Source organism: Luteimonas soli (assembly GCF_042648865.1).
GTDB classification, from domain to species: domain Bacteria; phylum Pseudomonadota; class Gammaproteobacteria; order Xanthomonadales; family Xanthomonadaceae; genus Luteimonas; species Luteimonas soli.
The window spans coordinates 317376-340244 of record NZ_JBHRYA010000007.1 but is presented as its reverse complement, the minus strand read 5'-3'; the positions used below and the strand labels follow the sequence as shown (position 1 = coordinate 340244).

Genomic DNA, 22869 nt, shown 5'->3' with positions numbered 1-22869 from the left:
CATCGCTACGGCTTCGCGGCCGGTTCCGGTTCGCCGCCCATCGCCTCGACGATGCGCGCGCGCGCCAGTTCGGCGATGCGCCGGCGCCCTTCCGCGTCGCCGGGCACGATCGGCTGCAGGAACACCACCTCCACCACCCGCGCCGGCTCGCCGATCAGGCGCAGGAAGTTGGCGAGGAAGCTTTCCTTCGGCCGGAACGCGACGATGGTCTGCGCGCTGGCATTGGCGCCGTAGCGCAGCGCCACCGGCTGCACCGGCGCGCCCGCCTCGACCGCGGCCAGGAAGATCCGCGCGTGGAACGGGCCGACCTCGTCGCCGTGGCCGGTGCGCCCCTCCGGGAACACGCCGACCGAATGCCCCGTACGCAGCCGCGCCAGCATCACCTGCAGCACGCCACCCAGCGATTCGGTGCTGCCGCGCTGGTGGAAGATCGTCTCGCCGCGCGTGGCCAGCCAGCCGACCAGCGGCCAGCCGGCGATCTCGCGCTTGGCGACAAAACCCATCATCCGCTGGCTGTGCAGGGTGACGATGTCGACCCAGCTGACGTGGTTGGCGACGAACAGCGTCGCCGCGGGAACCGGCGCGCCGATGCGCACCAGGCGGAAGCCGAACACCCGCAGCAGCCCCGACGACCACGCACGCACCATGCGGTGGTCAAGGCGCGAGCCGCCGAGTTCGAGCTTGCCCCACGGCGGCATCATCAGCAGCAGCGTGACCGGCAGGTCGACCACGATGTGCCACAGCAGGAACGGCACGCGGTAGACGTAGCGCCACGCGCGCTGCAGGGCGCTTCCCGGCGCCGGTGCTGCTGCTGGGACGGGGGAAGGCTGCGCGGTCATCCGCGCAAAGATACCGGATGCGCCGGCTGGCGAGGAATCGGAAGCGTGGCGTTACCGATTCGACCACCGGAAAGCAGCCCTTGTGGGAGCGGCTTCAGCCGCGCCGCGGCACCACCGCCAGCGTCAACCGCGACACGCAGGCCAGCCGGCCGCGGTCGTCTTCGATCCGGATCTCCCACACCTGCGTGCTGCGGCCCACGTGCAGCGGCCGCGCGGTGCCGGTGACGGTGCCTTCACGCACGCCGGCCAGGTGGTTGGCGTTGATCTCGATGCCCACGCACATCGCGTCGTCGGCCACGCACAGGTTGCCGGCGCTGCTGCCCAGGGTCTCGGCCAGCAGCACCGAGGCGCCGCCGTGCAGCAGGCCGTAGGGCTGGTGGGTGCGCGCGTCGACCGGCATCGTGCCACGCACGTAGTCGTCGCCGATTTCGGTGAACACGATGCCCAAGGCCTCCATCGCGGTGTCGCGCGAGGAGGCGTTGAGTGCTTCGAGGCTGGTGGCCTTGCGGAAGATCACGCCGCTGTCCACGGCGCGCAGGGGTGGCGGCTCACTTGAAGGTGAACATCCCCGGGCGCCAGGCGCGCGTGTAGCTGCGCCGGCCGCCGTAGCCGCTGCTGCTGCCGTAACCGACGCCGACATCGCGCTCGCGGCGCGTGTGCATGCGGTCGACCAGTTCCTCGCGGCGGCTTTCCAGCCAGTCGGCCTGGCCGACGCCGGACGGCTCGACGCCGCGCTTGGTCGCCTCGTGGGCGCGGTACTCGCAGAAGTCGTCGTAGGCGTCGAGCTCGTGGCGCAGCTCGCGCACGCACAGTTCGATCATGATCGCGTCGTCGAGGAAGCCGAGCACCTCGACCTGGTCGGGGATCACGTCCTTGGGGTTGACGAAGTAGACCAGCGCGGACATCACCCGCTGGCGGTCCTTGTCGTCCATGTGCCAGCCCTGGTCGCGGACCATGGCGATCATGTCGTCGAGCTGCAGCAGGCGTTCGCGGACGAAATCCGGGATGTGCACCTTCTGCGCATCGGCCAGCAGCTTGCCGGCGGCGGCCACCACTTCCTCGGGCGTCTTGCCCTCGGCAGTCTTGCGCGATGCTTCCATCGCCTTCTGGAAGTGCTCGAGATCGCGATCGCTGAGATCGATGGTCACCGTGATCGACATGGCCGGTCCGCAGGAAGGGAAAGACTGCGAAGACTAGGGCGCCGCACGCGCGGGCGTCAACAAATCGCTGCCTGCCGCGCCGCCGCCGTGGCGGGCTCAGCCGCAGCGGAAGCGGGCGTTGCCCCAGTTCGTGGCGTAGTGCTTGCCGCTGGCATAGCCGCTGCTGTTGCCATAACCGACGCCGAAATCGCGGTTGCGCGGAGCGTCGCGGTAGGACGCCGGACGGGCGATGGACGGGGCCGACGGGCGGGGGGCGACGTGACCGGTCGGGGCGTGGAACTGGGTGTTCATGGCTGACTCCTGGGTGGGTGGTGCTTCGGTGTGTTGGTAATCTACAACACCAAAGAACATTGGCCATGGGCCGGAAGTCATTGATCGGATGGCAGGGGTGACCGGCGAGGAAGCGTGTGGACAGCGGGTTGGCGCGCCGGGTGGCGCCCCGGCAGGCAGCCCTCGCGTGACGACCGTCGCGGCCGCGTCTGATGCGCATTGGATAGACTCCACCGCTGGCCATGCGAAGGAACGCAACGATGAGTTCGTGCCGCAAAGGAAACCCGCGACGGCGTGCCGCAACGCTGCTCCTGGTTTCATCAGCCGTGTTCCTCTCCGGCTGCGCCCACTCGAATCCGTCCACGTCTCCAAAGCCGGCACAGGAGTCCACCGCAATGACCACACCCGCCACGCCGACCGACCACCCGACGCTCACCGCCGAGGAGATCGGCAGGCGGTTCCTGAAGCTGATCGAGGGGTTGGAGTCGCGGAGCGATCTGAGCCTGGAAAGAGCGCAGCAAGAAACAGGTCTGACTTTCAACCCTTCATCAGACGAGCGGCTATACGGGTACGAGCAGGCTCTTGCCGATGGATGGCATGTCGCGATGAATTATCGCCTTGTCACTGCGTCCACCAAGGCCGGCATCGATTTGCATTTCTGGAGGGATGACGACCAGGACACGGACATGTCGCCTGTGTGCGCCTTCGATTTCGACCATTACAACTCCGCACTCAAAGCGATGGGTTACCGCGACGCGCCGATCCACGGCGAGATCGGCCAGCTGCAGAGTTGGCGCTATTACAAGAACGACATCACGCTCTCGATCATTCCGCAGAACGCGGTCGCCGGGGTGTCCGGCCGGCTTTGCGTGAAGTCCATCGGTACATTGAATTGATCCTGATCCAGGGAAGGAGCCCGGGATGGCCAAACCCAATCCGCAACTCGAAGCCGCGCTTGCACAGTTCGCCGCCCAGCCGGGCACCACGTCGGACCAGGCAGCGCAGCTTCGCGCCGCACTGACCGCTGACGCCGACCGGCTCGCGCAGCTCAACCAGGACGCCGCACTCGGCCGGATCAACGGCTTCGCGCTCGAAGCTCCCGGCAGTGCCACGCAGATCGGCCGATACGACAAGCACACCGGCCTCGTCTCCCTGCCGATTGCCAGCTTTCGGCCCGGCGGCGGCGCTGCCGGCGACGACCTGCGGTCGGTGATCGAACTGCAGTCGATGTCGGTCGATTTTGCCCATCAGAGCTATCGCGACCTGGCCAATCAATCGCATGCCGTCAGTGCCAACATGCTGGACAACCTGCAGTCCACCCTCAACGGTTCGCCGGTGCTTGCCGAGCAGGCAAAAGCCGCAGCCCGACAAGGACACCTGGAGCGCTTCGCCATTCTCGACCCGGCGATGTCGGCGGGCGCCACCTACGACGGCAGGGACACGGTCAAGGCGATGAACCTTCCGGCGCAGGTGCTGCAGACAGGTTCCGTCGGCAACCCGCAGGGGCGTTACGACGTGCGCGACCTGACCTTCGTGATGGGGCACGAACTCCAGCACGGCTTCAACCACCAGGCAAAGCTCGCGGCAACCCGAACTTTCCTGGAGGACATCCGGCAGCAGGCCGGGGCAAAAGGCCAGGTGCACGATTACACGGATGAACTGAAGGCCTATATCCAGGCCGGACGCGAGGACGAGGCGAAGGCGGAGATCGCCGGATGGAACGCGTTGCTGAGCCGCGAAAAGCAGAGCAACCCCAGCGCCTCCTATGCGGACATGGAGGCAACCCTGAACGGCCGCGTTTATGACTTTGTTACGCACAGCACGCGCTCGTCTCCGGCGCAGCCCAAACCCGGCCTCACCTTCAACCCCGACGGCTCGCTGTCCCAGACGCCGACCAACATCGCCGCCATGGGCCGGCACTACTTCGACCGCCCGTCGCCGAACTACGCGCAACCCGGCCAGCGCCCGCTCGGCATCGGCGAGCACCGCGACCTGGCCGGCAATCCGCGACCGACCGCGGACTACGCCAACTACTACGGCGCTTGGGCCTGGGAGCGGATCCTCGCCGCCGAGGCGCACGCGGGCGTACGGCACCAGGGCGCCGCACCGCGGGTCATCGCCGACATGGCCGGGGTCGGCCTGAAGGAGGACCTGATCGAGATGGAGGGGTTGGACCTGGGTGCCAACAAGGCGCGCCGGCCGTACTACGACAGCGCCACCACGCCGGCGAGCCTGCACCACTTCGACCACACCCAGGACGGCAGTGTCCATCCGACACACGACCACCAGCACGTGCCGGCGGCCCCGGCTCATCGCGACCCCGACGATCCCAAGCACCCCGACCACGCCATGCTCGAGCAGATCCGCGCCGGCGTGCGCCGCATCGACGAGAGCCTGGGCAAATCCCACGACGCGATGAGCGAACGCGTCAGCCGCAGCCTGCTGGCGGCGTGCAAGGGCCATCGGGCGACCGCCGGCACCGCCGGGGCCGCAAATGCCCTGGGCCGCGTCGACCACGTGGTGCTGGGCACGACCGGCAACATCTTCGCCGTCGAGGGGCGCCTGGACGACCCCGCACACAAGCGCGCGGCGGTGCGCGTGGAGGACGCGATCCGTACGCCGGTGGAACAGTCGGACGAAAAGTTGCAGGCCGCCAACCAGGCCATCGCGCGGGAGCAGTCGCACGCACGGCAGCCGACCCACGACATCGATGCCGCCGTCCGCGCCGGCCCCGCGATGTCGATGTGAGACGAGTTGAGCCGCGCCGTGCAGGCGCGCCCTACAGGATCGGCGCCAGCCCCGCGCCGAAGCCGGTGAAGATCCGCGTCAGCACGCTCTTCATGCCGAGGCTGACCTCGGGGAAGTCGCCCACCGGCTCGTAGCACGCGCGAAAGCCCGGGTCCGAAGGCGGCAGCGGCAGCGGGCAGTCGGGGCCGGGCTGGAATTCGTAGCTGGTCGCATAGCGCACCGGCCACAGGTCGAAGATCGGCAGGTGCTCGGAGATCTTCGCCAGCGAGTATTCGAGCCCGGAGAAGACCGGCGGCTTGGGGCGGCGGGCGATGGTCCAGGCATTGGCCGGCGCCATGTCGCGGCGGATGCTGTCGGCCAGCGCCTTCGCGAACACGGGGTCCTCGATCACCACCGCGCTCTCGGTGTTGTAGTTGTCGCCGCGCGGGTCGAAGTTGTGGGTGCCGACCACGCCGATGCGCTGGTCGATCACCAGCGACTTGGCGTGCAGCCCGAAGCGCACGCCGGCGCGCTGCAGCGGCACCGGCTCGTTGGCCGAGAACCCCGACCAGCGCAGCGCCGAGTACTCGCGCCCCAGCGGCCGCCGGCCTTCGGGCTGCGCGGCCCGGGTGAACACCGGCGTGCCGTCCTCGCGCCACGAGACCCCGAACGCGCCGGTGGCCTCGGGGTCGATCGGCGCGTCGGCCGGGAACGGCTTGAACTCGTGGATCTCGAAGCCGAAGTCGCGCAGGTAGCGGCGCTTGTACTTGTACGACAGCGCGTAGGTGATGAAGGCGTCGGTCGCAGCCAGGCTGTTGGTCGAGACCAGCACCCGCGGCGGGTCGTCGCGATCGTGCAGTTCGCGGAACAGGTCCTGCGCGGCCGGCGACAGCACCAGGTACGGCGTTTGCAGCAGTACTTCCGACTGCGCCGACGCGATCAGTTCGCGCAGGCCGCGCGTCGAGGGGGCGACCTCGTCCTCGCCGGAGCGGCGATGCTTGGCCGGCAGGTCGGCGATGAACTCGACCTCGCCCACCGGCAGCGCCGCCGACGCCAGGCGCCGCTCGACCAGCGCGTCGTCGCCCGCGTCGACGGCCATGCGCTGCGCGCGCCCGGGCAGGTCGAATTCCGGATGCGGCAGCGGCGGCACGCCATCGCGCAGCAGGGCCTTGCCCACGTCGACCAGCTCGGCGATGCGACGGGTGCGGCGTGCGTCCCAGAACGCCTCGAAGTTGGCGGCCATCTCCCGCGTCGCCGGCCCGGCCACCAGCACGTCGCGGTCGCGGAAGTTGTAGACCGGGTCCCAGTCGTAATAGTCGTTCTGGTAGTTGCGCCCGCCGGTGATGCCGACGATGTCGTCGACCAGCAGCAGCTTGCTGTGCATGCGCTGGTTCAGGCGCCGCCAGCAGCAGGCGGCGGCCAGCACGTACTGCGGGTAGTTGATGTGCGCCCGCCCCAGCACCGGGTTGTAGATGCGCAGCTCGAAGTTGCGGTGCGCGCCGGCAAGCGCTGCCAGGGTCTCGACGTGCTTGAGCGCGGAGAGCTGGTCGATCAGCACGCGCACGCGCACCCCGCGCCGCGCGGCGACCAGCAGTTCGTCGAGCACCAGGTGGCCCGCGTCGTCCTCGTCGAAGATGTAGGTCTGCAGGTCGATCGCGCGCTGCGCGCTGCGGATCAGGTTCAGCCGCGCCAGCAGCGCGTCCTGGCCGTAGTCGAGCAGCAGCGCGTAGTGGTGCGGCGACTCGGGCGAACTCTGCGCGTAGGCGCGGCTGCCCAGCGCGCGCAGCGGCGACGGGTCGGCGCAGGCGTCGTCGCGTTCGCAGGTGTCGAGCGTCGACTGCGCCTGCGCGGCGACCTGCACCGCGCGCTCGCGCTGCAGCGGCGACAGGCTGGTGCAGGCGCTGGCGCCCAGCAGCAGCCACGGCAGCAGCCAGCGCAGCGCCCGCGCCGCGGTGGGCGTCACGCGCCGTTCCCGGGCAGCGTGCGCACGCGCAGCGAGAACACCACCTTGTCCGAGATCGCGAAGCCCCAGCGGCCCATGCCGTAGGCGTCGCGGTTGATGCTGCCGCGGGCGACGATGTCGCACTCGACGCCGGGGCTGTCGCAGGCCGCCGGCCGGATCACGAACGACTCGCGCCGCTCGATGCCGCGGATGGTGAGCGCGCCGCCGAGCCGGCCGCCTTCGCGGGTCAGCGCGTCCGGATACGGATCGGACACGAACTCGACCCACTGGTAGCGGTCGGCCTCGAAGAAGCCCTCGCCACGGGTCAGGCGGGTGAAGGTGGGGCTGTCCTCGATCTCCACGGTGGCCGCGGACAGCCGCAGCCGCACCTGGTGGCGGCCGTCGGGCAGCGCGGCCACCTGGCCTTCGTAGTGCGGGAAATGGCCGACCAGGGTCTTGCCCCAGCGGGTCTTGAGGGCGAAGCCGACGTGGGACGCGGCCGGGTCGATCTCCGCGGCGCGGAGCACGGGAACCAGCAGCAGCGCGGCGACCAGGCAGGCGGCGATCGCCGCGAAGGTACGGCTCGGCGTCACGGCCACCAGAACGCGGACAGGGTCGCGGCGCCCGGCTCGATCCCGCCGTCGCCGGACAGCGCCAGCACCGCGATCGCCGCCGGCGGCATGCCGCGGTAGTCGCCGGACTGGCCGCTGTGCAGCAGCGCGACCAGGCGCTCGAGCCCCGGGTTGTGGCCGACGACCAGCAGCCGCTCGACCTCCTGGTGCCGGTCCACCAGCGCCGCCAGCGCGCCGGGCGAAGCCTCGTAGATGTCGTCTTCCAGGCGCTGGTCGACGTAGCCGACCTGCCCGAGCACCGATTCGAGCGTCTCGCGCGTGCGCCGCGACGGCGAGCACAGCGCCAGGTCGGGGACCAGGCGTTGCTCCTGCAGCCAGCGGCCGGCGGCCTCGGCCTCGGCGTTGCCTTCGGCCGACAGCGGCCGATCAAGGTCCGACTGCCCGGTCGCGGGCGGCTCGGCGTGGGCGTGGCGCAGGAGGATCAGTTCGCGCATGGCTACTTCTTCAGCCACCGCAGCAGCGGCTGCCAGTCGTCCTGGTGGTCGCGGACCTGCGCCGAATGGTAGTCGAACAGGCTCTTGCCCAGCCCCACCAGCAGCACGTAGGCCTGGCTGTCGCGCAGCTGCGCGACCACCGGGTACGGCCACTGCGCCAGCAGGTCCAGCGCCTGCTGCGAGGCATTGGTCCAGGGCTTGAGCTTGTTGGCCACCAGGCCCACGCGCAGCTGGCCGCGGCGGATGCGCGGGTGCTTGGCCAGCGAGTTGAGGAAGGGCACGGTGGCGTCGATGTCCAGCGACGAGGGCAGGACCGGCACCACCAACGCGTCGGCGTGCTCCAGGAAGCCGTCCAGGTCGCCGCGCATGGCCCCGGCCGGGGCGTCGATGACCAGGCGCTGGGCGTCGTCGGGGACCGCGCGGCGCCAGCCCTTGCCGGTGCCGTCGAGCGGCAGGACCGCGCTTTCCAGCCCGGCGCGGCGCTCGGCCCAGCGGGTCGAGGAGCCCTGCGGGTCGGCGTCGACCAGGACGGTGCGCTGTCCCGAGAGCGCCGACTGCGCGGCGAGATGGGTTGCGATCGTGGTCTTGCCGACACCGCCCTTGGAACTGGCGACCAACACTGTCTTCATGCGCTTCCTCCGGACGACGAAACGATCCGCGAGGGTACACCGGCCCGGGGGCGGCCGCGACCGGCCGCCTCGACGCCTGCTCGCCGCGGTCGTTATCCTCCCCCAGGGGAACCGACGGCGCGGGGCGTGGTCTTGTTCAGGGGACGGGTTTGCGCGCAGCGGCGCAGGGGGAGCGCCATGGGATGCGCGACATGATCGAGTTGCAGCAGGTGCACCGCCGCTACGCGATGAGCGGCCAGACCGTGCACGCGCTGGCTGGCGTGGACCTGCGGATCGGCGCGGGGGAGTTCGTGGCCGTCACCGGGCCCTCGGGCTCGGGCAAGTCGAGCCTGCTCAACATCCTCGGCTGCCTCGACCACCCCAGCAGCGGCCGCTACCTGGTCGAGGGCCGCGACGTGGCCACCCTCGACGACGAGGCCAGCAGCGACATCCGCAACCGTCGCATCGGCTTCGTGTTCCAGAGCTTCCACCTGCTGCCGCGGCTGACGGTGCTGGAAAACGTGCTGCTGCCGCTGCGCTTCCACCGCGAGCCGCCCGCCGAGGCGCCACGGCGCGCGCGCGACCTGCTCGAACGCGTCGGCCTGGGCGAGCGCGGCGGGCACCGCCCCGGCGAGCTGTCCGGCGGCCAGATGCAGCGCGCCGCCATCGCCCGTGCGCTGCTGCTCCAGCCGGCGCTGCTGCTGGCAGACGAGCCAACGGGCAACCTCGACTCGAAGAGCGCGGCCGACGTGCTGGGCCTGATCGACGAAGTGCACAAGGGCGGCCAGACCGTGGTGCTGGTGACCCACGACCGCGACGTCGCCGCCCACGCCCCGCGCGAGGTCGCGCTGCGCGACGGCAGGATCGAATCCGATGTCACGCGCTGACCGCGGCGCCATCGCGCGGCTCGCCCCGGCGCTGCTGGCGCTGGCGCTGGCCGGTTGGGCGGCCACGGCCGGCGCCGTGGTGCTGACCGGCGAGGTCCGCGCGACCGACGCGCAGGTGATCTACACCCCGTTCTCCAACAGCTCGCCGGTGGTCATCCGCTTCTTCGTGCCCGAAGGCGAGCGGGTGAAGAAGGGCGACCCGGTGCTGCGCATCGACCCCGGCCAGGCGGCCTCGCAGCTGCCCGAACTCGACGCCCAGATCGAACAGGCCCAGGCCACCGCCGCCAAGACGCTGGCCGAGCTGCAGGTCAAGGCGCTGGAGGCCGAATCGGCGCTGGTCGACGCCCAGGCCGAACTCGAAACCGCGCGCCTGGACGCCGCGCTGCCGCCCGAGCTGGTGTCCGGCCTGGACTACGACCGCTACCAGGGCGAACTCGACCGCACCACCCACGAGGCCGACCTCATGCGCAAGCAGCTCGACGCCGCCCGCGAGGCGGTCGAGCGCCAGCGCAAGGACAGCGCGCTGGAAGTGGAGAAACTGCAGCTCCAGCGCGACTACTACGCCACCGTCGCCGCCAACGCCGAGGTGCGCGCCACGCGCGACGGCGTGGTGGTGCACGGCTACAACAACAACTGGCTCGGCGGCCGCATCGACGAAGGTTCATCGGCGATGCCCGGCAGCGAGGCAGGCCAGGTGGTCGCGCCCGGCAGCGCGATGCGGGTCCGCGCCTGGGCGCTGGAACCCGATCGCCGCGGCCTGCAGGTGGGGCAGGCGGTGCGGCTGTCGTTCGACGCCCTGCCCGGGCGCAGCGTGACCGGACACATCCGCGGCATCGCCGGCGCGCCCGAACCGCGCGCCGAATGGGGCAACGGCAGCTACTTCGTGGTCGACATCGAACTTCCGCCGAAAACCGACCTGCCGCTGCTGCCGGGCATGAGCGTGCGCGTCGTCGCCCCGTCGCCGGCCGCCAGCGAAACGGGAGCCGCGCCATGAAGCCGTTGCTGGCCTGCCTGCTGCTCGCGCTGGTGCTGCCGGCCGGCGCCGAGACCCTGCGCATCGACGGCGAGGTCTACGCCCGCACCAGCGCGCAGATCATGCCGCCGACGGTCGAGGGCATGTGGCAGTTCAACATCACCCAGCTCGCGCCCGACGGCGCGCCGCTGGAAAAGGGCACGGTGGCGGTGGCCTTCGACGCCAGCACGGTGCTCAAGTCGCTGGCCGAGAAGAACAGCAAGCTGCAGGAAAAGCAGCGCGAGCTCGACCGCCTGCAGCTGGAGCTGGCCGAGCGCGAGCGCAGCAGCCACCTGGAAACCGAGAAGGCGCGCGCCGAGCTGGAAAAAGCCGCGCGCAAGACCGAGCAGCCGCAGGAGCTGATCGCCGGCATCGAGTACCGCAAGCTGGTGGTCGCCCGCAAGCAGGCCGAGCGCAAGCTCGAGCTGGCGCGCGAGCTCGAGGCCGCGAACGCCGAGCAGCGCACGCAGGAACTGCGCCTGGTGCGCTCGGAGATCGCCCAGCTCACCGCCGACGTCGCGCGCCTGGGCAAGGCCCAGGCCGACCTCACCATCGCCGCCCCGCGCAGCGGCATCCTCATGCACCGCAGCAGCTGGAACGGCGACAAGTTCGATGTCGGCAGCCAGGTCTGGCGCGGCCAGACGATCGCCGAGATCCCCGACCCGGCCACGCTGGCGGTGCGCGCCGAACTGCCCGAGCGCGACTACCTGCGGGTGCGCACGGGCATGGCCGCGCGCGTGCGCGTGGACGGCGGCGGTGGCGTGTTCCCGGCCAGGGTCGCCTCGGTCGGGCGCACGGTGCGCAGCAAGTCGCAGGTGCAGCCGATCCCGGTGATGGACGTGGAAATCCGCCTCGACGATCCCGAGGCCCGGCTCAAGCCGGGCCAGGCGGTGCGGGTGGAACTGACCGTGCCCGACCTCGCCACGGAGAAGACGCAATGACGGTCCAGCGCATTCACCGCGCATGGCCGCTGGCCGCGGCGCTGCTGCTGGCCGCCTGCGGCGAACCGCCCGCGCCGCCGGTGACGGAAACCGTGGTCGCCGGCCCGCTGGTGCTGCAGACGCGCGCCGACGGCGTGCTGCGCTCGGCCAAGCCCACGCCGCTGCAGGTGCCCGGCACCGGCTGGTCCTCGCGCCGGATCGAATGGATGCTGCCCGAGGGCAGCCGGGTGAAGAAGGGCGAGCTGATCGCCCGTTTCAGCAGCGACGAAAGCGAGCAGGACCTGGCCCAGGCACTGGTCGACCTGCAGCGCAACGCGCTGGCGCGCGCGGCCAAGGACGACGAGCTGGCCACAGCGCAGGGCCGGGTCGGCGTGGACATGGCCCAGGTCGCCACCCAGCTTGGCATCGCGCGCCGCTACGCCGGCGCCGACCTGAGCACACTGGCGCGCAACGACGTGCTCGACGCGATCGAGGACGTGCATTACCTCGAGGCGCGCCAGGACACGCTGCAGTGGCAGCGCGACCAGGCCGACGTGCGCGGCGGCGCCGAACAGGCCCTGCTCGACGCCCAGCGCGCGACCTTCGCCCTCGACGCCAAGGCGCGCCGCGAGGACCTGGCCGCGCTGGAGCTGCGCGCGCCCAACGACGGCGTGCTGATGCTCGCCGCCAACTGGTCCGGGGTGAAGCCGGCGACCGGCGCCTCGCTGTACGCCGGCCGCGAGTTCGGCAGCCTGCCCGATGCCAACGCGATGGAAGTGGAGCTGTCGCTGCCGCAGCTCGAAGCGCAGGGCGTGCGCGTGGGCCAGGCGGTGGAGATGTACCCGCTCGGGCGGCCGCAGGACACGATCGCCAGCGAGCTGTCGTGGGTGGCGAGCGCGCCCAAGTCGCGCAGCCGCCGCGACCCGGTCAAGTATCTGTCGATGCGCGCGCCGGTGCCGCGCGAGGCCGCCGAGCGGCTGGGCCTGGTGCCCGGCCAGCAGATGCGCGCGCGGATCATCCAGCTCGACGCGCCGGAGGCGATCAGCGTGCCCAACGTCGCCCTGCGCAGCCGCGACGGCGCGCGCGTGGTGCGGGTGCGCGACGGCAGCGACTTCGACTGGCGCAAGGTGGAGCTGGGCGCGCGCGGCGTCGCGCGCTCGCAGGTGCTCTCGGGCCTGTCGCCCGGCGACCAGGTGCTGCTGGCGAACGCGGCGGTGCCGGAGGACGCGGACGACGCCGATGCGGCCGCCGGCAAGCAGGAGACAACCGAAGGCGGAACGGCCGACGTTGACGCCGACGACGACGCCACGGAGACCGACAGCCCATGAACCGCCTGCTCGCCGCCCTGCCCCCGATCTGGCGCGAAGCCGTCGAGGAACTCTGGCGCCGCCGCCTGCGCACCGGCCTGACCCTGCTCGGCCTGGTGTTCGGCGTCGGCGCGATCGTGGCGATGCAGGCGGTGGGCGAAGGCAGCCGCCGCGAGGCGCTGAAGCTTGTGGAGAGCCTGGGCCTGCACAACCTGATCGCGCAGGCCCGCCCGCAGGACGAGGACGCGCGCCGCGAGACCCGCGAACGCAGCCTTGGCCTGAGCGTCGCCGACGCGCGCGCCGCGCTGGCGGTGGTGCCGGGCGCCGAGCGCTTTGCCGCCGAGAAGGCGGTCAAGACCTACGCCGCCTTCAGCGACCATGGCCACAGCGACGCCCAGGCCAGCGGCGTGAGCCCGGACTACTTCGCGCTATCGTCGCTGCGCGTCGGCAGCGGCCGCGCGCTGACACAGGCCGACGACGACGCGCTGGCCGCGGTGGCCGTGCTCGGCTACCAGGCCGCCACCAGCCTGTTCGCCGACGGCACCGACCCGATCGGCCAGCTGGTCAAGGTCAACCACGTCTGGCTGGAAGTGGTGGGCGTGCTGGAAGACCGCGACCTGGGCAAGGACAAGTTCGAGGGCGTGCAGCTGGGGCTGGAAAGCAACCGCATCTACGTACCGCTGGCGAGTGCGCTGGCGCGGTTCCGCTTCCAGTCGCAGGACGACGAGCTCGACCGCTTCCTGCTGCGCATCGACGACCCCGCGCAGCTGGCCGCCGGCGCCGGCGTGCTGGGCGCGGTGCTCGAGCAGCGCCACGGCGGCGAGGCCGACTACGAACTGGTGGTGCCGCAGCAGCTGTTCCGCCAGCACCAGCAGACCCAGCGCATCTTCCAGGTGGTGATGGGCGCGATCGCGGTGATCAGCCTGGTGGTGGGCGGCATCGGGATCATGAACATCATGCTGGCCAACGTGCTCGAACGCCGGCGCGAGATCGGCCTGCTGCGCGCGCTGGGTGCGCGCCGCCGCGACGTGGTCGCGCAGTTCCTGCGCGAGGCCAGCGTGATCTGCATTTCCGGCGCGCTGCTGGGGCTGCTGTTCGGCACCGCGCTGGCGTACGCGATCGCCGCCTTCGCCGGCTGGCAGGTGGCCTGGGCGCCGGTGCCGATCCTGCTGTCGGCCACGTTCTGCGCGCTGGTCGGCCTGGCCTTCGGCGTGTATCCCGCGCGCCAGGCCGCAAGGCTCGACCCGATCGCCGCGCTGCGGCACGAGTAGCGCGACACGCAAGCCAGGTTCGCGGGATCCCCCGCAATCCCGACACCGTAGGTCGGGGCTACGCCCCCGACGGCTCTTGATCTGCGCGCATTGATTCCGGGTTTCCGAAACGTACGCGCCGCGTCACCTCGAAAGCCGTCGGGGGCGTAGCCCCGACCTACGAGCTTCCGTTTACCGCCGCGGCATCTCCCAGCCCGCGGGCGGATCAAGCGCGATGCCCGCTTCGGCCAGCACGCGTTCGACCAGGTCGCGCTCGCCGCGCACCGCCGGGTCGCGCAGCAGGCGCACGAACTGGGCGGCGCCGTCGTCGGGCTGCGAGGTCGCGGCGCGGTTCCACTGGATCATCTGCCAGTCCTGGCGCCGCCGCAGCGCCTGCGCTTCGGTCCGCTGCGCCGGATTCGCCGCGGTGGCCTCCAGCAGGCCGATGCCGATGGAGATGCCCATGCTGGTGTCCGCGGTATCGGCGGCCACCCGACCGACGTGCCTGCAGTCGGCGCGGCGGGTCGGCGTGGCGTCGAGCGCGTCGCCGCGGCAGGCCTCGGTCAGCGTCCGCAACCCCGGCAGCGCCACCGCGGCCAGGATCCCGGCCGCGCCGATGGCCGCGGCTTCGTCCGGGGCCATGTTGGCGCCGCCGAACATGGCCCGCTCGACCGCCCGCGGCGGATGCGCGACCAGTTCGGCCTGGATCCAGCGCAGCCGCTCGTAATAGTGCATGTCCAGCCGCGCGTAGGCGCCGGCCTGCGGCAGCCAGGCTTCGGCGTCCCCGGCGAACAGGCGCGGGGCAAGGTTGTCGGGCTCCAGGCGCTGCCAGCGTTCCAGTGCCTGTTCCCGCGTCGCAGCGCCGGTACTCGGGTCGCCCTGCAGCAGCAGGATGTTGGCCAGCACGTCGCTGCCGGCGCGGGCCGAGGCCAACTGCCGCCACCGGGCCTCGCGCGGGTCCTGCGGGATGGCCTGCGAAGGCGTGTCACCACCCGGGACCGCGCCCTGCGACGGGGTCCGGTCCGCCAGAGGCCGCAGCGCCGCGGCGAAGGCCAGCTCGCGCGGCTGGCCGGTGGCGGCCAGTTCGGCCGCGATGCGCGCGTGGTAGGCCGCGGAGGCCTCCTGCGCCGCCTGCAGCTGCGCGGCCTCCTGCGGGCTCATCCGTGTGTCGCCGGGCATCGGCACCTGCGCGGCGCAGGCGAAGGTGGCCGCGGACAGCAGGGCGATCAGGCAGGACAGGGTCGATTTCATCGGCGAGGTTCCCGTGGACGGTATGCGACGACGATACCCGCAGCGGCCGTGCGCCCGCACACCCTAGGGTTCTTCCCAGCTGTCGGTGGCGGCGCCTGGATGGCTCACTGGGAGCATTCCAACGTGCAGGCACGCGAAGATGAGCTTCCAGACCCAGATGCGCCCGGACTTCATCCCGCCGTCCATCGCCAACCCGGCCAACCTGCCTGCACCGGCGAACTCGCCCTACCAGCCGCTGCAGCCCGGGAACGGACAGTTCAGCAGCCAGGTGGCCGGCACCGCACCGCAGCAGGACGTGGACCTGCAGCTGGCGCAGATGTCCAACGACTCCTACACCCTCAGCGGCCCCGACGGCGTCACCGGCACCCAGTCCGAGGCCGAGCTCGAAGCGGCCGGCTGGAACCGCCTGCAGCCCGAAGGCGACCACCTGGTCGATGCCGACGGCAACGTGATCAACATCGACCCGGCCTCGCTCGAGAGCAATTCGGGCTTCCGCGCCGCGATCTACCAGAACGACCAGGGCCAGTACGTCGTCGCCTTCGCCGGCACCAACCCCAAGGAGATGGGCGACATCAAGGCGGACGCCACCCAGGCGTTCGGCATGGACACCAAGCAGTACAACCAGGCGGTCGCGCTGGCCAAGGAAGCCGAGGTCGCGTTCGGCGACGGCAACGTGGTGTTCACCGGCCACTCGCTGGGCGGCGGCCTGGCTTCGGCCGCGGCGCTGTCCGTCGACGCCTCCGCGGTGACCTTCAACGCCGCCGGGCTGAGCAACGAGACCCTGCGCGACCTCGGGTTCAACCCCAATGCCGCGCGCAGCGAGCTTGCCGACAGTGGCCAGATGCGCCGCTACGTGGTCAACGGCGACCCGCTGACCCTGGCCCAGCAGGACGTGCCGGCGCTGCCGATCCCGTTCGCGCCGCCGCTGTCGCCGCCGGACGCGGTCGGCCACGAGCTGCGCATCCAGGCCCCGGCCGGTACCACGCCGATCATCGGCGCCCACGGCGGCAGCGGCGACAACACCACCTACGTCGAGGCGCTGAAGCAGAACACCCCGTACGAACCGGTCAACCCGCTCGACGGCACCCTGGCCGGGCTCGGGATCGACGCCTTCCAGAACTTCAGCGAGTTCAACTTCAACACCCTCGGCAACACGATCGATACGGTGACCAACCTCGTCGGCGACGCGATCAACGTGGGCAAGGACACCGTCGGCCAGATCAAGGACGTGGTCGCCACCGATTACGCCAACGGCGACTACGTCGAAGGCACCGCCAGCATCCTCGGCGACGTGGTCGACGGCGGGCTCGACCTGGCCGGCGACACCGCCTCGGGCGCCGTGAGCTGGGCCGGCGGCACAGTGGAGAACGCCACCGACTTCACCGGCAGCCTGGTCCGCGACCTGGGCGAGTTCACCGGCCTGCAGAAGCCGGCCGACGCCATCGCAGGGGTCATCGAATCAACCGGCAGCACGCTCAGCGACTGGGCCGACGCCGGCGGCGAGGCGATCGAATGGGCCACCGACAAGCTCGGCGACGGCGGCGAATGGCTGCTCGACAAGGCCGGCGACGGCGCACAGTGGCTGACCGACAAGGCCGTCGAGGGCGCGGTCTGGACCGGCGAGAAGATCGTCGAGGGCGCAACCTGGACCGGTGAAAAGATCGTCGAGGGCGCGACCTGGACCGGCGAGAAGATCGTCGACGGCGTGACCTGGACCGGCGGCAAGATCGCCGACGGAGCGGCCTGGGCCGGTGGCAAGATCGCCGACGGCGCATCCTGGGTCGGCGACAAGGTCAGCAAGGCGATGCCCTGGAACTGGTAATCCGCCGCGGGCAGCCACGCCCATGCGACGTGACCATGGTTCCCACCCGCCACCCGCCTGCGCGGGCCGCGCGCCTGCGATGCAGTCCCGTTGACCGGCACGGCCCGCAGTGGCCGGCACATGCGCGCCGCGAAACCGGCATCACGACAGCCGGCGCCCGCGCGGCCTAAGATGAACCGCCGATGCCGAATCCCTTCGCCACGACGCCCCCGATCCCACGCCGCCGCCGACACGCCGCGCCCATGGCGCTCGCGCTGTCCACGTTCATGCTCTTCGCATGCAGTGCGTGCGCCCAGCAGGAAACCCCTTCGATGACCCAGCAGACCTTCAGCGATCCCGCCGCCGCCCAGCTCGCGCAGGCCGCGAAATCCGGCGATGCCGCGCGCATCCGCGAACTGGTCGCCGGTGGCGCCAATCCCAACGCCCGGGGCGACAACGGCACCACCATGCTGCAGTGGGCGATGCTGCAGCAAAGCCGCAGCGGCTTCGAAGCCCTGCTCGCGGCGGGCGCCGATCCGGCCCTGGGTGACGACGACGGCTTGACCGCGGTCCACCTGGCCGCCCAGGCCGACACGCCCTACTGGCTGGAAACCCTGCTCGCGGGCGGCGCCAGCCCGGACACGCCCAACACTGTCACCCGCGCCACGCCGCTGATGGCCGCGCTGATGACCGAGCGCGGCGCCAACGCGCAGCGGCTGCTCGACGCCGGCGCGCAGGTCGACGCCATCGACCGCCAGCACAACACCGCGCTGCACGTGGCCGCCAAGATCAACCAGATGGACTGGGTGCTGAAGCTGCTCGATGCCGGCGCCAGCCCGGGCGCGGTGAACGCGCAGGGCGTGACTTTCCAGCGCTACCTGTTCATGACCCGCGATGCCACGCTCAACGCCTCCGCGCGACGCGAACGCGATGCGGTGCGCGAATGGCTGCGCGGCCACAATGTCCCGATCGAGGACGCGTCGGCGCAATAACCCCGACCGCTGTCCTGCAGGAGCGGCGGACGCCGCGAGCTTTCCACGCCGCCTGGGAAGATCAGAAGCTCGCGGCTTCCGCCGCTCCTACAGGGTTCGCGGGAGGCCGCTCAGGGCCAGCTCGGCGGCGCCTCGGCCCACGCGGCGGCCACTTCGGCCAGCTTCGCGACGTCGTCCTTGCTCCAGTCCGGCAGCAGCGCCGGCAGGTTGGCCGGATCGCGCCAGCGCGTCGGCTCGGTACGCACCGCGGCGGCGTACCACTCCACCGCTTCCTCACGGCGGTCGAGCGCCCACAGCCCAAGTGCCAGCGTCGGCGGCACCCAGCTCGGATTGTTGTAGGTGTCGACGCCCGCCTCCTTCCAGCGCAACAGCGCGGCGGCGGCATCCCCGGAGCGATACAGGTCCCAGCCGTGGTTCCACAGCAGCGGCTGGCGCATGCGGCTGTTGTTGCCCAGGTCGGCCAGCACGCGCGCATACAGCGCGCTGCCGGTTTCCGGCCGGCCGCTGGCGTAGGCGATGTGCGCAAGCTGGGCGGCGGCCAGGTCGGCGTTGCGCCCGTGGCCCTTCATGGCCTTGAGCAGCCGCTCCTGGGTCGCGGCATCGCTGCCCTCGAGCAGGACCAGCGGCGCGGTGGTGGAACCGTCCCCGTCGAAATAGAACTCCTTGGGCTTGGGCAGCGACTGCGCGTGCAGTGCGATCGGAAGCAGGAGCGGGAACAGCAGTGCGAAAGCGCCGAAACGGCGCGCGATGGACATGTTCATTGCGACTTCGTGTGGCGGGGCAACCCCTTCCCCGGCGCGCATGGTAGCCGCTGGCGCAGGTCGCGGCCACCGCACGCGGCGCAACACGGCCCCTGCACCACGCTCGCACACCGGCACCATCATGGTGTTGACGCGCCAACACGACCGCGACGAATCCGCTGCAACCGCAACGACGCCACGCCGGCCGGCAACCGGGGAAAAGGCCGCCCGCTGCTACAATTCCGCGCCATTTTTCCCAGCCGCGACGGGCACTTGCGCCCGCCCCAGCCCGCGACTTTGCAGGTCGCCAGCCAGACCAAAGGCCCGCCGCCATGACCAGCACCGCCGAACTGTCCTCCCCCGCCTCCGCCGGCACCGGCCTGACCCGCGGCGTGGTCGATGCCGACTACACGCTGGAGGACAAGTTCACCCGCACCCGCGGCCGCATCTACCTGTCCGGCGTGCAGGCGCTGGTGCGGCTGCCGCTGATGCAGCGCCTGCGCGACGAGGCCGCCGGCTTGAATACCGGCGGCTTCGTCAGCGGCTACCGCGGCTCGCCGCTGGGCGGCTTCGACCTGGAGCTGTGGCGGGCTTCGAGGCATCTCGAAGCCGCCGGCGTGAAGTTCACCCCCGGCCTCAACGAGGACCTCGGCGCGACCATGGTCTGGGGCACGCAGCAGACCCACCTGTTCCCGGGCGCCAAGGTCGATGGCGTGTTCGGCATGTGGTACGGCAAGGGCCCGGGCGTGGACCGCTGCGGCGACGTGTTCAAGCACGCCAACGCCGCCGGCACCTCGAAGCTCGGCGGCGTGCTGGCGCTGGCCGCCGACGACCACGCCTGCCGCAGCTCGACCCTGCCGCACGGCTCCGAGCACGAGTTCGTCAGCGCGATGATGCCGGTGCTCAACCCGGCCGGCGTGCAGGACATCCTGCAGATGGGCCTGCTGGGCTGGGCGATGAGCCGCTACACCGGGCGCTGGGTGGGCTTCAAGACGATCGCCGAGACGGTGGAGTCGTCGGCGTCGGTGGACGTGGACCCGTTCGCGCTGGAGATCGTCACCCCGGACGACTTCGAGATGCCGCCGGGCGGCCTCAACATCCGCTGGCCCGATCCGCCGATGGAACAGGAGATGCGCCTGCACCGCTACGCGGTCAAGGCCGCGCAGGCGTTCGCGCGCGCCAACCGCATCGACCGCGTGGTGATCGATTCACCAACCGCGCGGCTGGGCATCGTCACCACCGGCAAGAGCTACCTGGACGTGCTGCAGGCGCTCGAATACCTCGGCCTGGACGCAGAGGCCTGCGCGGCGCTGGGCATCCGCGTCTACAAGGTCGGCATGACCTGGCCGCTGGAGCCGGTCGGCATCCGCGCGTTCGCGCGCGGGCTGGAGGACATCCTCGTGGTCGAGGAGAAGCACGGCTTCATCGAAGGCCAGATGAAGGAGCTGTTCTACAACTTCGACTTCGGCCTCGACGGCGGCCGCCGCCCGAGCATCGTCGGCAAGTACGACGAAAGCGGCGAGTGGATCCTGCCGTCCACCGGCGAGCTGACCCCGGCGACCATCGCCGGCGTGATCGCGCGCCGCATCCGCAAGGGCATCCCGATGCAGGCCAACGATGCCGCCCGCATCGAGCAGGTGCTGCACTGGATGCAGGAGAAGGAAGGCGCCCTGACCCTGCCGCGCGCGCAGTTTCCGCGCGTGCCGCACTACTGTTCGGGCTGCCCGCACAACACCTCGACCGTGGTGCCGGAAGGTTCGCGCGCGATGGCCGGCATCGGCTGCCACTACATGGTCACGTGGATGGACCGCGACACCGACACCTTCACCCACATGGGCGGCGAAGGCGTGACATGGTCCGGGCAGGCGCCGTTCACCGACACCCCGCACGTGTTCCAGAACCTCGGCGACGGCACCTATTTCCACTCCGGCACGCTGGCGATCCGGCAGTCGGTCGCGACCGGCGTCAACATCACCTACAAGATCCTCTACAACGACGCGGTGGCGATGACCGGCGGCCAGCCGGTGGACGGCCAGCTCAGCGTGCCGCAGATCGCGCACCAGATGCGCAGCGAGGGCGTGCAGGCGATCGTGGTACTCAGCGACGACATCGAAAAGTGGAGCGACCGCTCGATCTTCCCGTCCGGCGTCGAGTTCCTCGACCGCCGCGAACTCGACGCGGTGCAGAAGCGCCTGCGCGAAGTGAAGGGCGTCAGCGTGCTGATCTTTGATCAGACCTGCGCCACCGAGAAGCGCCGCCGCCGCAAGCGCGGCAAGATGATCGATCCGCAGAAGCGCGTGTTCGTCAACACCCTGGTGTGCGAGGGCTGCGGCGACTGCGGGCAGAAGTCGTTCTGCGTCAGCGTGCTGCCGAAGGAAACCGAATTCGGCCGCAAGCGCGAGATCGACCAGAGCAACTGCAACAAGGACTACAGCTGCGTCGAGGGTTTCTGCCCCAGCTTCGTCACCGTGCACGGCGGCACCCCGCGCAAGGGCCGCAAGGCCAACGCCGCCGAGCGCCTGGCCGAGCTGCCGATGCCGACCGCCGCCTCCGACCTCTCGCAGCCCTGGAACATCCTGCTCACCGGCGTTGGCGGCACCGGCGTGGTCACCATCGGCGCGCTGCTGGGCATGGCCGGGCACCTGGAGGGCAAGGGCGCGACCGTGCTCGACCAGACCGGGCTGGCACAGAAGGGCGGCGCGGTCACCACCCACATCCGCATCGCGCGCGCGCCGGAAGACATCCACGCCGTGCGCATCGCCGCCGGCGAGGCCGACCTGGTGCTCGGCTGCGACATGGTCGTGGTCAACGACTACTGGACGCTGTCGAAGATCCGCGCCGGACGCACGCAGGTGGTGCTCAACACCTGGGAGGCGATGCCGGGCAGCTTCACCACCCGCCCCGACCTGCAGTTCCCGGCCGCCGAGATCGTCGCCGCGGTCAGCCACGCGCTCGACGGCGGCGCACCGCTGCAGTTCGACGCCACGCGCGTCGCGACCGCGCTGATGGGCGATGCGATCGCAACCAACCTGTTCATGCTCGGCTACGCCTGGCAGCGCGGACTGGTGCCGCTGTCGTTCGAGGCGCTGATGCGCGCGGTGGAACTCAACGGCGCCGCGGTGGAGATGAACAAGACCGCCTTCGCCTGGGGCCGGCTGGCGGCGATCGATCCGGACGCCGTGTTCGAAGCCGCCGGCATCGTCCGCAACGCGCCCACCGCCGCCGAAAGCACGCCGCGCGACCTGCAGGCATTGCCGCCGGGCGAATGGGAAAGCACCGAGTGGGGCGCGACCTCCGCACCGAAGGCCGCGCGCGACGAGGACGAACTGCGCCACGTGCCCGCGCACGGCGGCGACGGCGTCGCCTTCCTGCCGCTGGACGACAGCCGCCTGTCGCGCTCGCTCGACGAACTGGTGAGCCGCCGCGCGGCATTCCTCACCGACTACCAGGACGCGAAGTACGCCAGGCGCTACACCGACTTCGTGGCCAGGGTGCGCAGCGCCGAGCAGGCGAAGGCGCCCGGTTCCACCGACCTCGCCGAAGCCGTCGCCCGCTACTTCTTCAAGCTGATGGCCTACAAGGACGAGTACGAAGTCGCGCGCCTGTACACCAGCGGCGACTTCCGCAGGAAGCTCGAGCAGCAGTTCGACGGCGACTACAAGCTGCACTTCCACCTCGCCCCGCCGCTGCTGGCGAAGAAAAACGCGACGGGCGAACTGGTGAAGCGCGAGTACGGCCCGTGGGTATTCACCGCGTTCAAGGTGCTGGCGAAGCTGCGCGGCCTGCGCGGCGGCGCGCTCGACGTGTTCGGCTACACCGCCGAACGCAGGATGGAACGCCGGCTGATCGACGACTACGAGCAGACGGTGGGCGGCCTGCTCGACGCACTCGACGCCGGCAACGTCGATCTCGCCGCCGAGATCGCCGCCATCCCCGAACAGATCCGCGGCTACGGCCACGTCAAGGAAGCGCACCTGCACAAGGCCAAGGCGCGCGAAGCCGAACTGCTGGCGGAATGGAAGAACCCGCTGCGGATCGTGCAGGCTGCGTGACACTCCCCAGGCCCGGCGCAATGCGGTGCTTGGCCCTCCGGGAAT

General features: G+C 71.0%; 20 protein-coding genes. 10 read left to right on the top strand and 10 right to left on the bottom strand.

What is annotated here, in order from left to right; translation table 11 throughout:
• Positions 1–5 precede the first annotated feature (5 nt).
• From ACFONC_RS08960 to ACFONC_RS08945, 4 genes are all read right to left on the bottom strand, one after another.
• A complete protein-coding gene (locus ACFONC_RS08960) occupies positions 6–839 on the bottom strand; it encodes a lysophospholipid acyltransferase family protein (protein WP_386743389.1) in 834 nt (277 codons plus the stop codon).
• 94 nt (positions 840–933) lie between these two features.
• Positions 934–1296 (bottom strand): hotdog fold thioesterase, encoded by a 363-nt coding sequence (locus ACFONC_RS08955; RefSeq protein ID WP_386744620.1) that lies wholly within the window; start codon positions 1294–1296, stop codon positions 934–936.
• Between the two features lie 91 nt (positions 1297–1387).
• Entirely contained in the window at positions 1388–1999 is a 612-nt protein-coding gene (locus ACFONC_RS08950; protein ID WP_386743388.1) for a YkvA family protein, read from the bottom strand.
• Between the two features lie 96 nt (positions 2000–2095).
• Positions 2096–2290, bottom strand: coding sequence for a hypothetical protein (locus tag ACFONC_RS08945; RefSeq protein ID WP_386743387.1), 195 nt, complete (start codon positions 2288–2290; stop codon positions 2096–2098).
• A 374-nt stretch (positions 2291–2664) separates the two neighbouring features.
• Here ACFONC_RS08945 and ACFONC_RS08940 point away from each other — a divergent pair, with 374 nt between their 5' ends.
• Positions 2665–3165: a hypothetical protein gene (locus ACFONC_RS08940; RefSeq protein ID WP_386743386.1), complete on the top strand. Its 501-nt coding sequence runs from the start codon at positions 2665–2667 to the stop codon at positions 3163–3165.
• A gap of 25 nt (positions 3166–3190) precedes the next feature.
• Positions 3191–5017 carry an XVIPCD domain-containing protein gene (locus ACFONC_RS08935; RefSeq protein ID WP_386743385.1) on the top strand — a complete coding sequence of 609 codons (1827 nt, stop codon included), beginning with the start codon at positions 3191–3193 and terminating at the stop codon, positions 5015–5017.
• A gap of 31 nt (positions 5018–5048) precedes the next feature.
• Here ACFONC_RS08935 and ACFONC_RS08930 read toward each other — a convergent pair whose 3' ends face one another.
• From ACFONC_RS08930 to ACFONC_RS08915, 4 genes are read right to left on the bottom strand one after another with little or no spacing between them, the layout of a single operon-like run.
• A complete protein-coding gene (locus tag ACFONC_RS08930; RefSeq protein ID WP_386743384.1) occupies positions 5049–6959 on the bottom strand; it encodes a phospholipase D family protein in 1911 nt (636 codons plus the stop codon).
• Positions 6956–7531, bottom strand: coding sequence for a YceI family protein (locus tag ACFONC_RS08925; protein WP_386743383.1), 576 nt, complete (start codon positions 7529–7531; stop codon positions 6956–6958). The genes ACFONC_RS08930 and ACFONC_RS08925 overlap by 4 nt, the downstream gene beginning before the upstream one ends.
• Positions 7528–8004, bottom strand: coding sequence for a SixA phosphatase family protein (locus ACFONC_RS08920; RefSeq protein ID WP_386743382.1), 477 nt, complete (start codon positions 8002–8004; stop codon positions 7528–7530). The genes ACFONC_RS08925 and ACFONC_RS08920 overlap by 4 nt, the downstream gene beginning before the upstream one ends.
• 2 nt (positions 8005–8006) lie before the next feature.
• Positions 8007–8633, bottom strand: a complete 627-nt coding sequence (locus tag ACFONC_RS08915; RefSeq protein ID WP_386743381.1) for a nucleotide-binding protein — start codon at positions 8631–8633, stop codon at positions 8007–8009.
• Between the two features lie 182 nt (positions 8634–8815).
• Here ACFONC_RS08915 and ACFONC_RS08910 point away from each other — a divergent pair, with 182 nt between their 5' ends.
• Genes ACFONC_RS08910 through ACFONC_RS08890 form a run of 5 tightly spaced genes read left to right on the top strand, consistent with a single transcriptional unit; the run spans position 8816 to position 14009 of the window.
• A complete protein-coding gene (locus ACFONC_RS08910) occupies positions 8816–9499 on the top strand; it encodes an ABC transporter ATP-binding protein (RefSeq protein ID WP_386743380.1) in 684 nt (227 codons plus the stop codon).
• Positions 9486–10493 carry an HlyD family secretion protein gene (locus ACFONC_RS08905; RefSeq protein ID WP_386743379.1) on the top strand — a complete coding sequence of 336 codons (1008 nt, stop codon included), beginning with the start codon at positions 9486–9488 and terminating at the stop codon, positions 10491–10493. Before ACFONC_RS08910 ends, ACFONC_RS08905 begins: the two co-directional genes overlap by 14 nt.
• Positions 10490–11452, top strand: coding sequence for an HlyD family secretion protein (locus ACFONC_RS08900; RefSeq protein WP_386743378.1), 963 nt, complete (start codon positions 10490–10492; stop codon positions 11450–11452). Before ACFONC_RS08905 ends, ACFONC_RS08900 begins: the two co-directional genes overlap by 4 nt.
• The gene (locus ACFONC_RS08895; protein ID WP_386743377.1) at positions 11449–12759 is read left to right on the top strand and encodes an efflux RND transporter periplasmic adaptor subunit; all 1311 of its coding nucleotides are present in this window, start codon (positions 11449–11451) and stop codon (positions 12757–12759) included. The genes ACFONC_RS08900 and ACFONC_RS08895 overlap by 4 nt, the downstream gene beginning before the upstream one ends.
• On the top strand, positions 12756–14009 hold the full coding sequence (locus tag ACFONC_RS08890; protein WP_386743376.1) for an ABC transporter permease: 1254 nt from the start codon (positions 12756–12758) through the stop codon (positions 14007–14009). The genes ACFONC_RS08895 and ACFONC_RS08890 overlap by 4 nt, the downstream gene beginning before the upstream one ends.
• 171 nt (positions 14010–14180) lie before the next feature.
• Here the strand turns inward: ACFONC_RS08890 and ACFONC_RS08885 are convergent, their stop codons facing one another.
• A complete protein-coding gene (locus ACFONC_RS08885; protein WP_386743375.1) occupies positions 14181–15239 on the bottom strand; it encodes a hypothetical protein in 1059 nt (352 codons plus the stop codon).
• Between the two features lie 139 nt (positions 15240–15378).
• Between ACFONC_RS08885 and ACFONC_RS08880 the strand changes: the two genes are divergently transcribed.
• Positions 15379–17061 carry an Mbeg1-like protein gene (locus tag ACFONC_RS08880; protein WP_386743374.1) on the top strand — a complete coding sequence of 561 codons (1683 nt, stop codon included), beginning with the start codon at positions 15379–15381 and terminating at the stop codon, positions 17059–17061.
• A 311-nt stretch (positions 17062–17372) separates the two neighbouring features.
• Positions 17373–18032 (top strand): ankyrin repeat domain-containing protein, encoded by a 660-nt coding sequence (locus tag ACFONC_RS08875; protein ID WP_386743373.1) that lies wholly within the window; start codon positions 17373–17375, stop codon positions 18030–18032.
• 110 nt (positions 18033–18142) lie between these two features.
• Here ACFONC_RS08875 and ACFONC_RS08870 read toward each other — a convergent pair whose 3' ends face one another.
• Positions 18143–18793: a tetratricopeptide repeat protein gene (locus tag ACFONC_RS08870; RefSeq protein ID WP_386743372.1), complete on the bottom strand. Its 651-nt coding sequence runs from the start codon at positions 18791–18793 to the stop codon at positions 18143–18145.
• Positions 18794–19104: 311 nt separating this feature from the next.
• On the opposite strand from ACFONC_RS08870, the gene ACFONC_RS08865 reads away from it, so the two are divergent.
• Positions 19105–22824: an indolepyruvate ferredoxin oxidoreductase family protein gene (locus ACFONC_RS08865; protein WP_386743371.1), complete on the top strand. Its 3720-nt coding sequence runs from the start codon at positions 19105–19107 to the stop codon at positions 22822–22824.
• Positions 22825–22869: the final 45 nt, after the last annotated feature.

Excerpts from the sequence above, each read along its gene's own strand:
- ACFONC_RS08960 (WP_386743389.1), bottom strand. The coding sequence starts at position 839 with ATGACCGCGCAGCCTTCCCCCGTCCCAGCAGCAGCACCGGCGCCGGGA.
- ACFONC_RS08955 (WP_386744620.1), bottom strand. The coding sequence starts at position 1,296 with ATGGAGGCCTTGGGCATCGTGTTCACCGAAATCGGCGACGACTACGTG.
- ACFONC_RS08950 (WP_386743388.1), bottom strand. The coding sequence starts at position 1,999 with ATGTCGATCACGGTGACCATCGATCTCAGCGATCGCGATCTCGAGCAC.
- ACFONC_RS08945 (WP_386743387.1), bottom strand. The coding sequence starts at position 2,290 with ATGAACACCCAGTTCCACGCCCCGACCGGTCACGTCGCCCCCCGCCCG.
- ACFONC_RS08940 (WP_386743386.1), top strand. The coding sequence starts at position 2,665 with ATGACCACACCCGCCACGCCGACCGACCACCCGACGCTCACCGCCGAG.
- ACFONC_RS08935 (WP_386743385.1), top strand. The coding sequence starts at position 3,191 with ATGGCCAAACCCAATCCGCAACTCGAAGCCGCGCTTGCACAGTTCGCC.
- ACFONC_RS08920 (WP_386743382.1), bottom strand. The coding sequence starts at position 8,004 with ATGCGCGAACTGATCCTCCTGCGCCACGCCCACGCCGAGCCGCCCGCG.
- ACFONC_RS08915 (WP_386743381.1), bottom strand. The coding sequence starts at position 8,633 with ATGAAGACAGTGTTGGTCGCCAGTTCCAAGGGCGGTGTCGGCAAGACC.
- ACFONC_RS08910 (WP_386743380.1), top strand. The coding sequence starts at position 8,816 with ATGCGCGACATGATCGAGTTGCAGCAGGTGCACCGCCGCTACGCGATG.
- ACFONC_RS08905 (WP_386743379.1), top strand. The coding sequence starts at position 9,486 with ATGTCACGCGCTGACCGCGGCGCCATCGCGCGGCTCGCCCCGGCGCTG.
- ACFONC_RS08900 (WP_386743378.1), top strand. The coding sequence starts at position 10,490 with ATGAAGCCGTTGCTGGCCTGCCTGCTGCTCGCGCTGGTGCTGCCGGCC.
- ACFONC_RS08895 (WP_386743377.1), top strand. The coding sequence starts at position 11,449 with ATGACGGTCCAGCGCATTCACCGCGCATGGCCGCTGGCCGCGGCGCTG.
- ACFONC_RS08890 (WP_386743376.1), top strand. The coding sequence starts at position 12,756 with ATGAACCGCCTGCTCGCCGCCCTGCCCCCGATCTGGCGCGAAGCCGTC.
- ACFONC_RS08885 (WP_386743375.1), bottom strand. The coding sequence starts at position 15,239 with ATGAAATCGACCCTGTCCTGCCTGATCGCCCTGCTGTCCGCGGCCACC.
- ACFONC_RS08880 (WP_386743374.1), top strand. The coding sequence starts at position 15,379 with ATGAGCTTCCAGACCCAGATGCGCCCGGACTTCATCCCGCCGTCCATC.
- ACFONC_RS08875 (WP_386743373.1), top strand. The coding sequence starts at position 17,373 with ATGACCCAGCAGACCTTCAGCGATCCCGCCGCCGCCCAGCTCGCGCAG.
- ACFONC_RS08870 (WP_386743372.1), bottom strand. The coding sequence starts at position 18,793 with ATGAACATGTCCATCGCGCGCCGTTTCGGCGCTTTCGCACTGCTGTTC.
- ACFONC_RS08865 (WP_386743371.1), top strand. The coding sequence starts at position 19,105 with ATGACCAGCACCGCCGAACTGTCCTCCCCCGCCTCCGCCGGCACCGGC.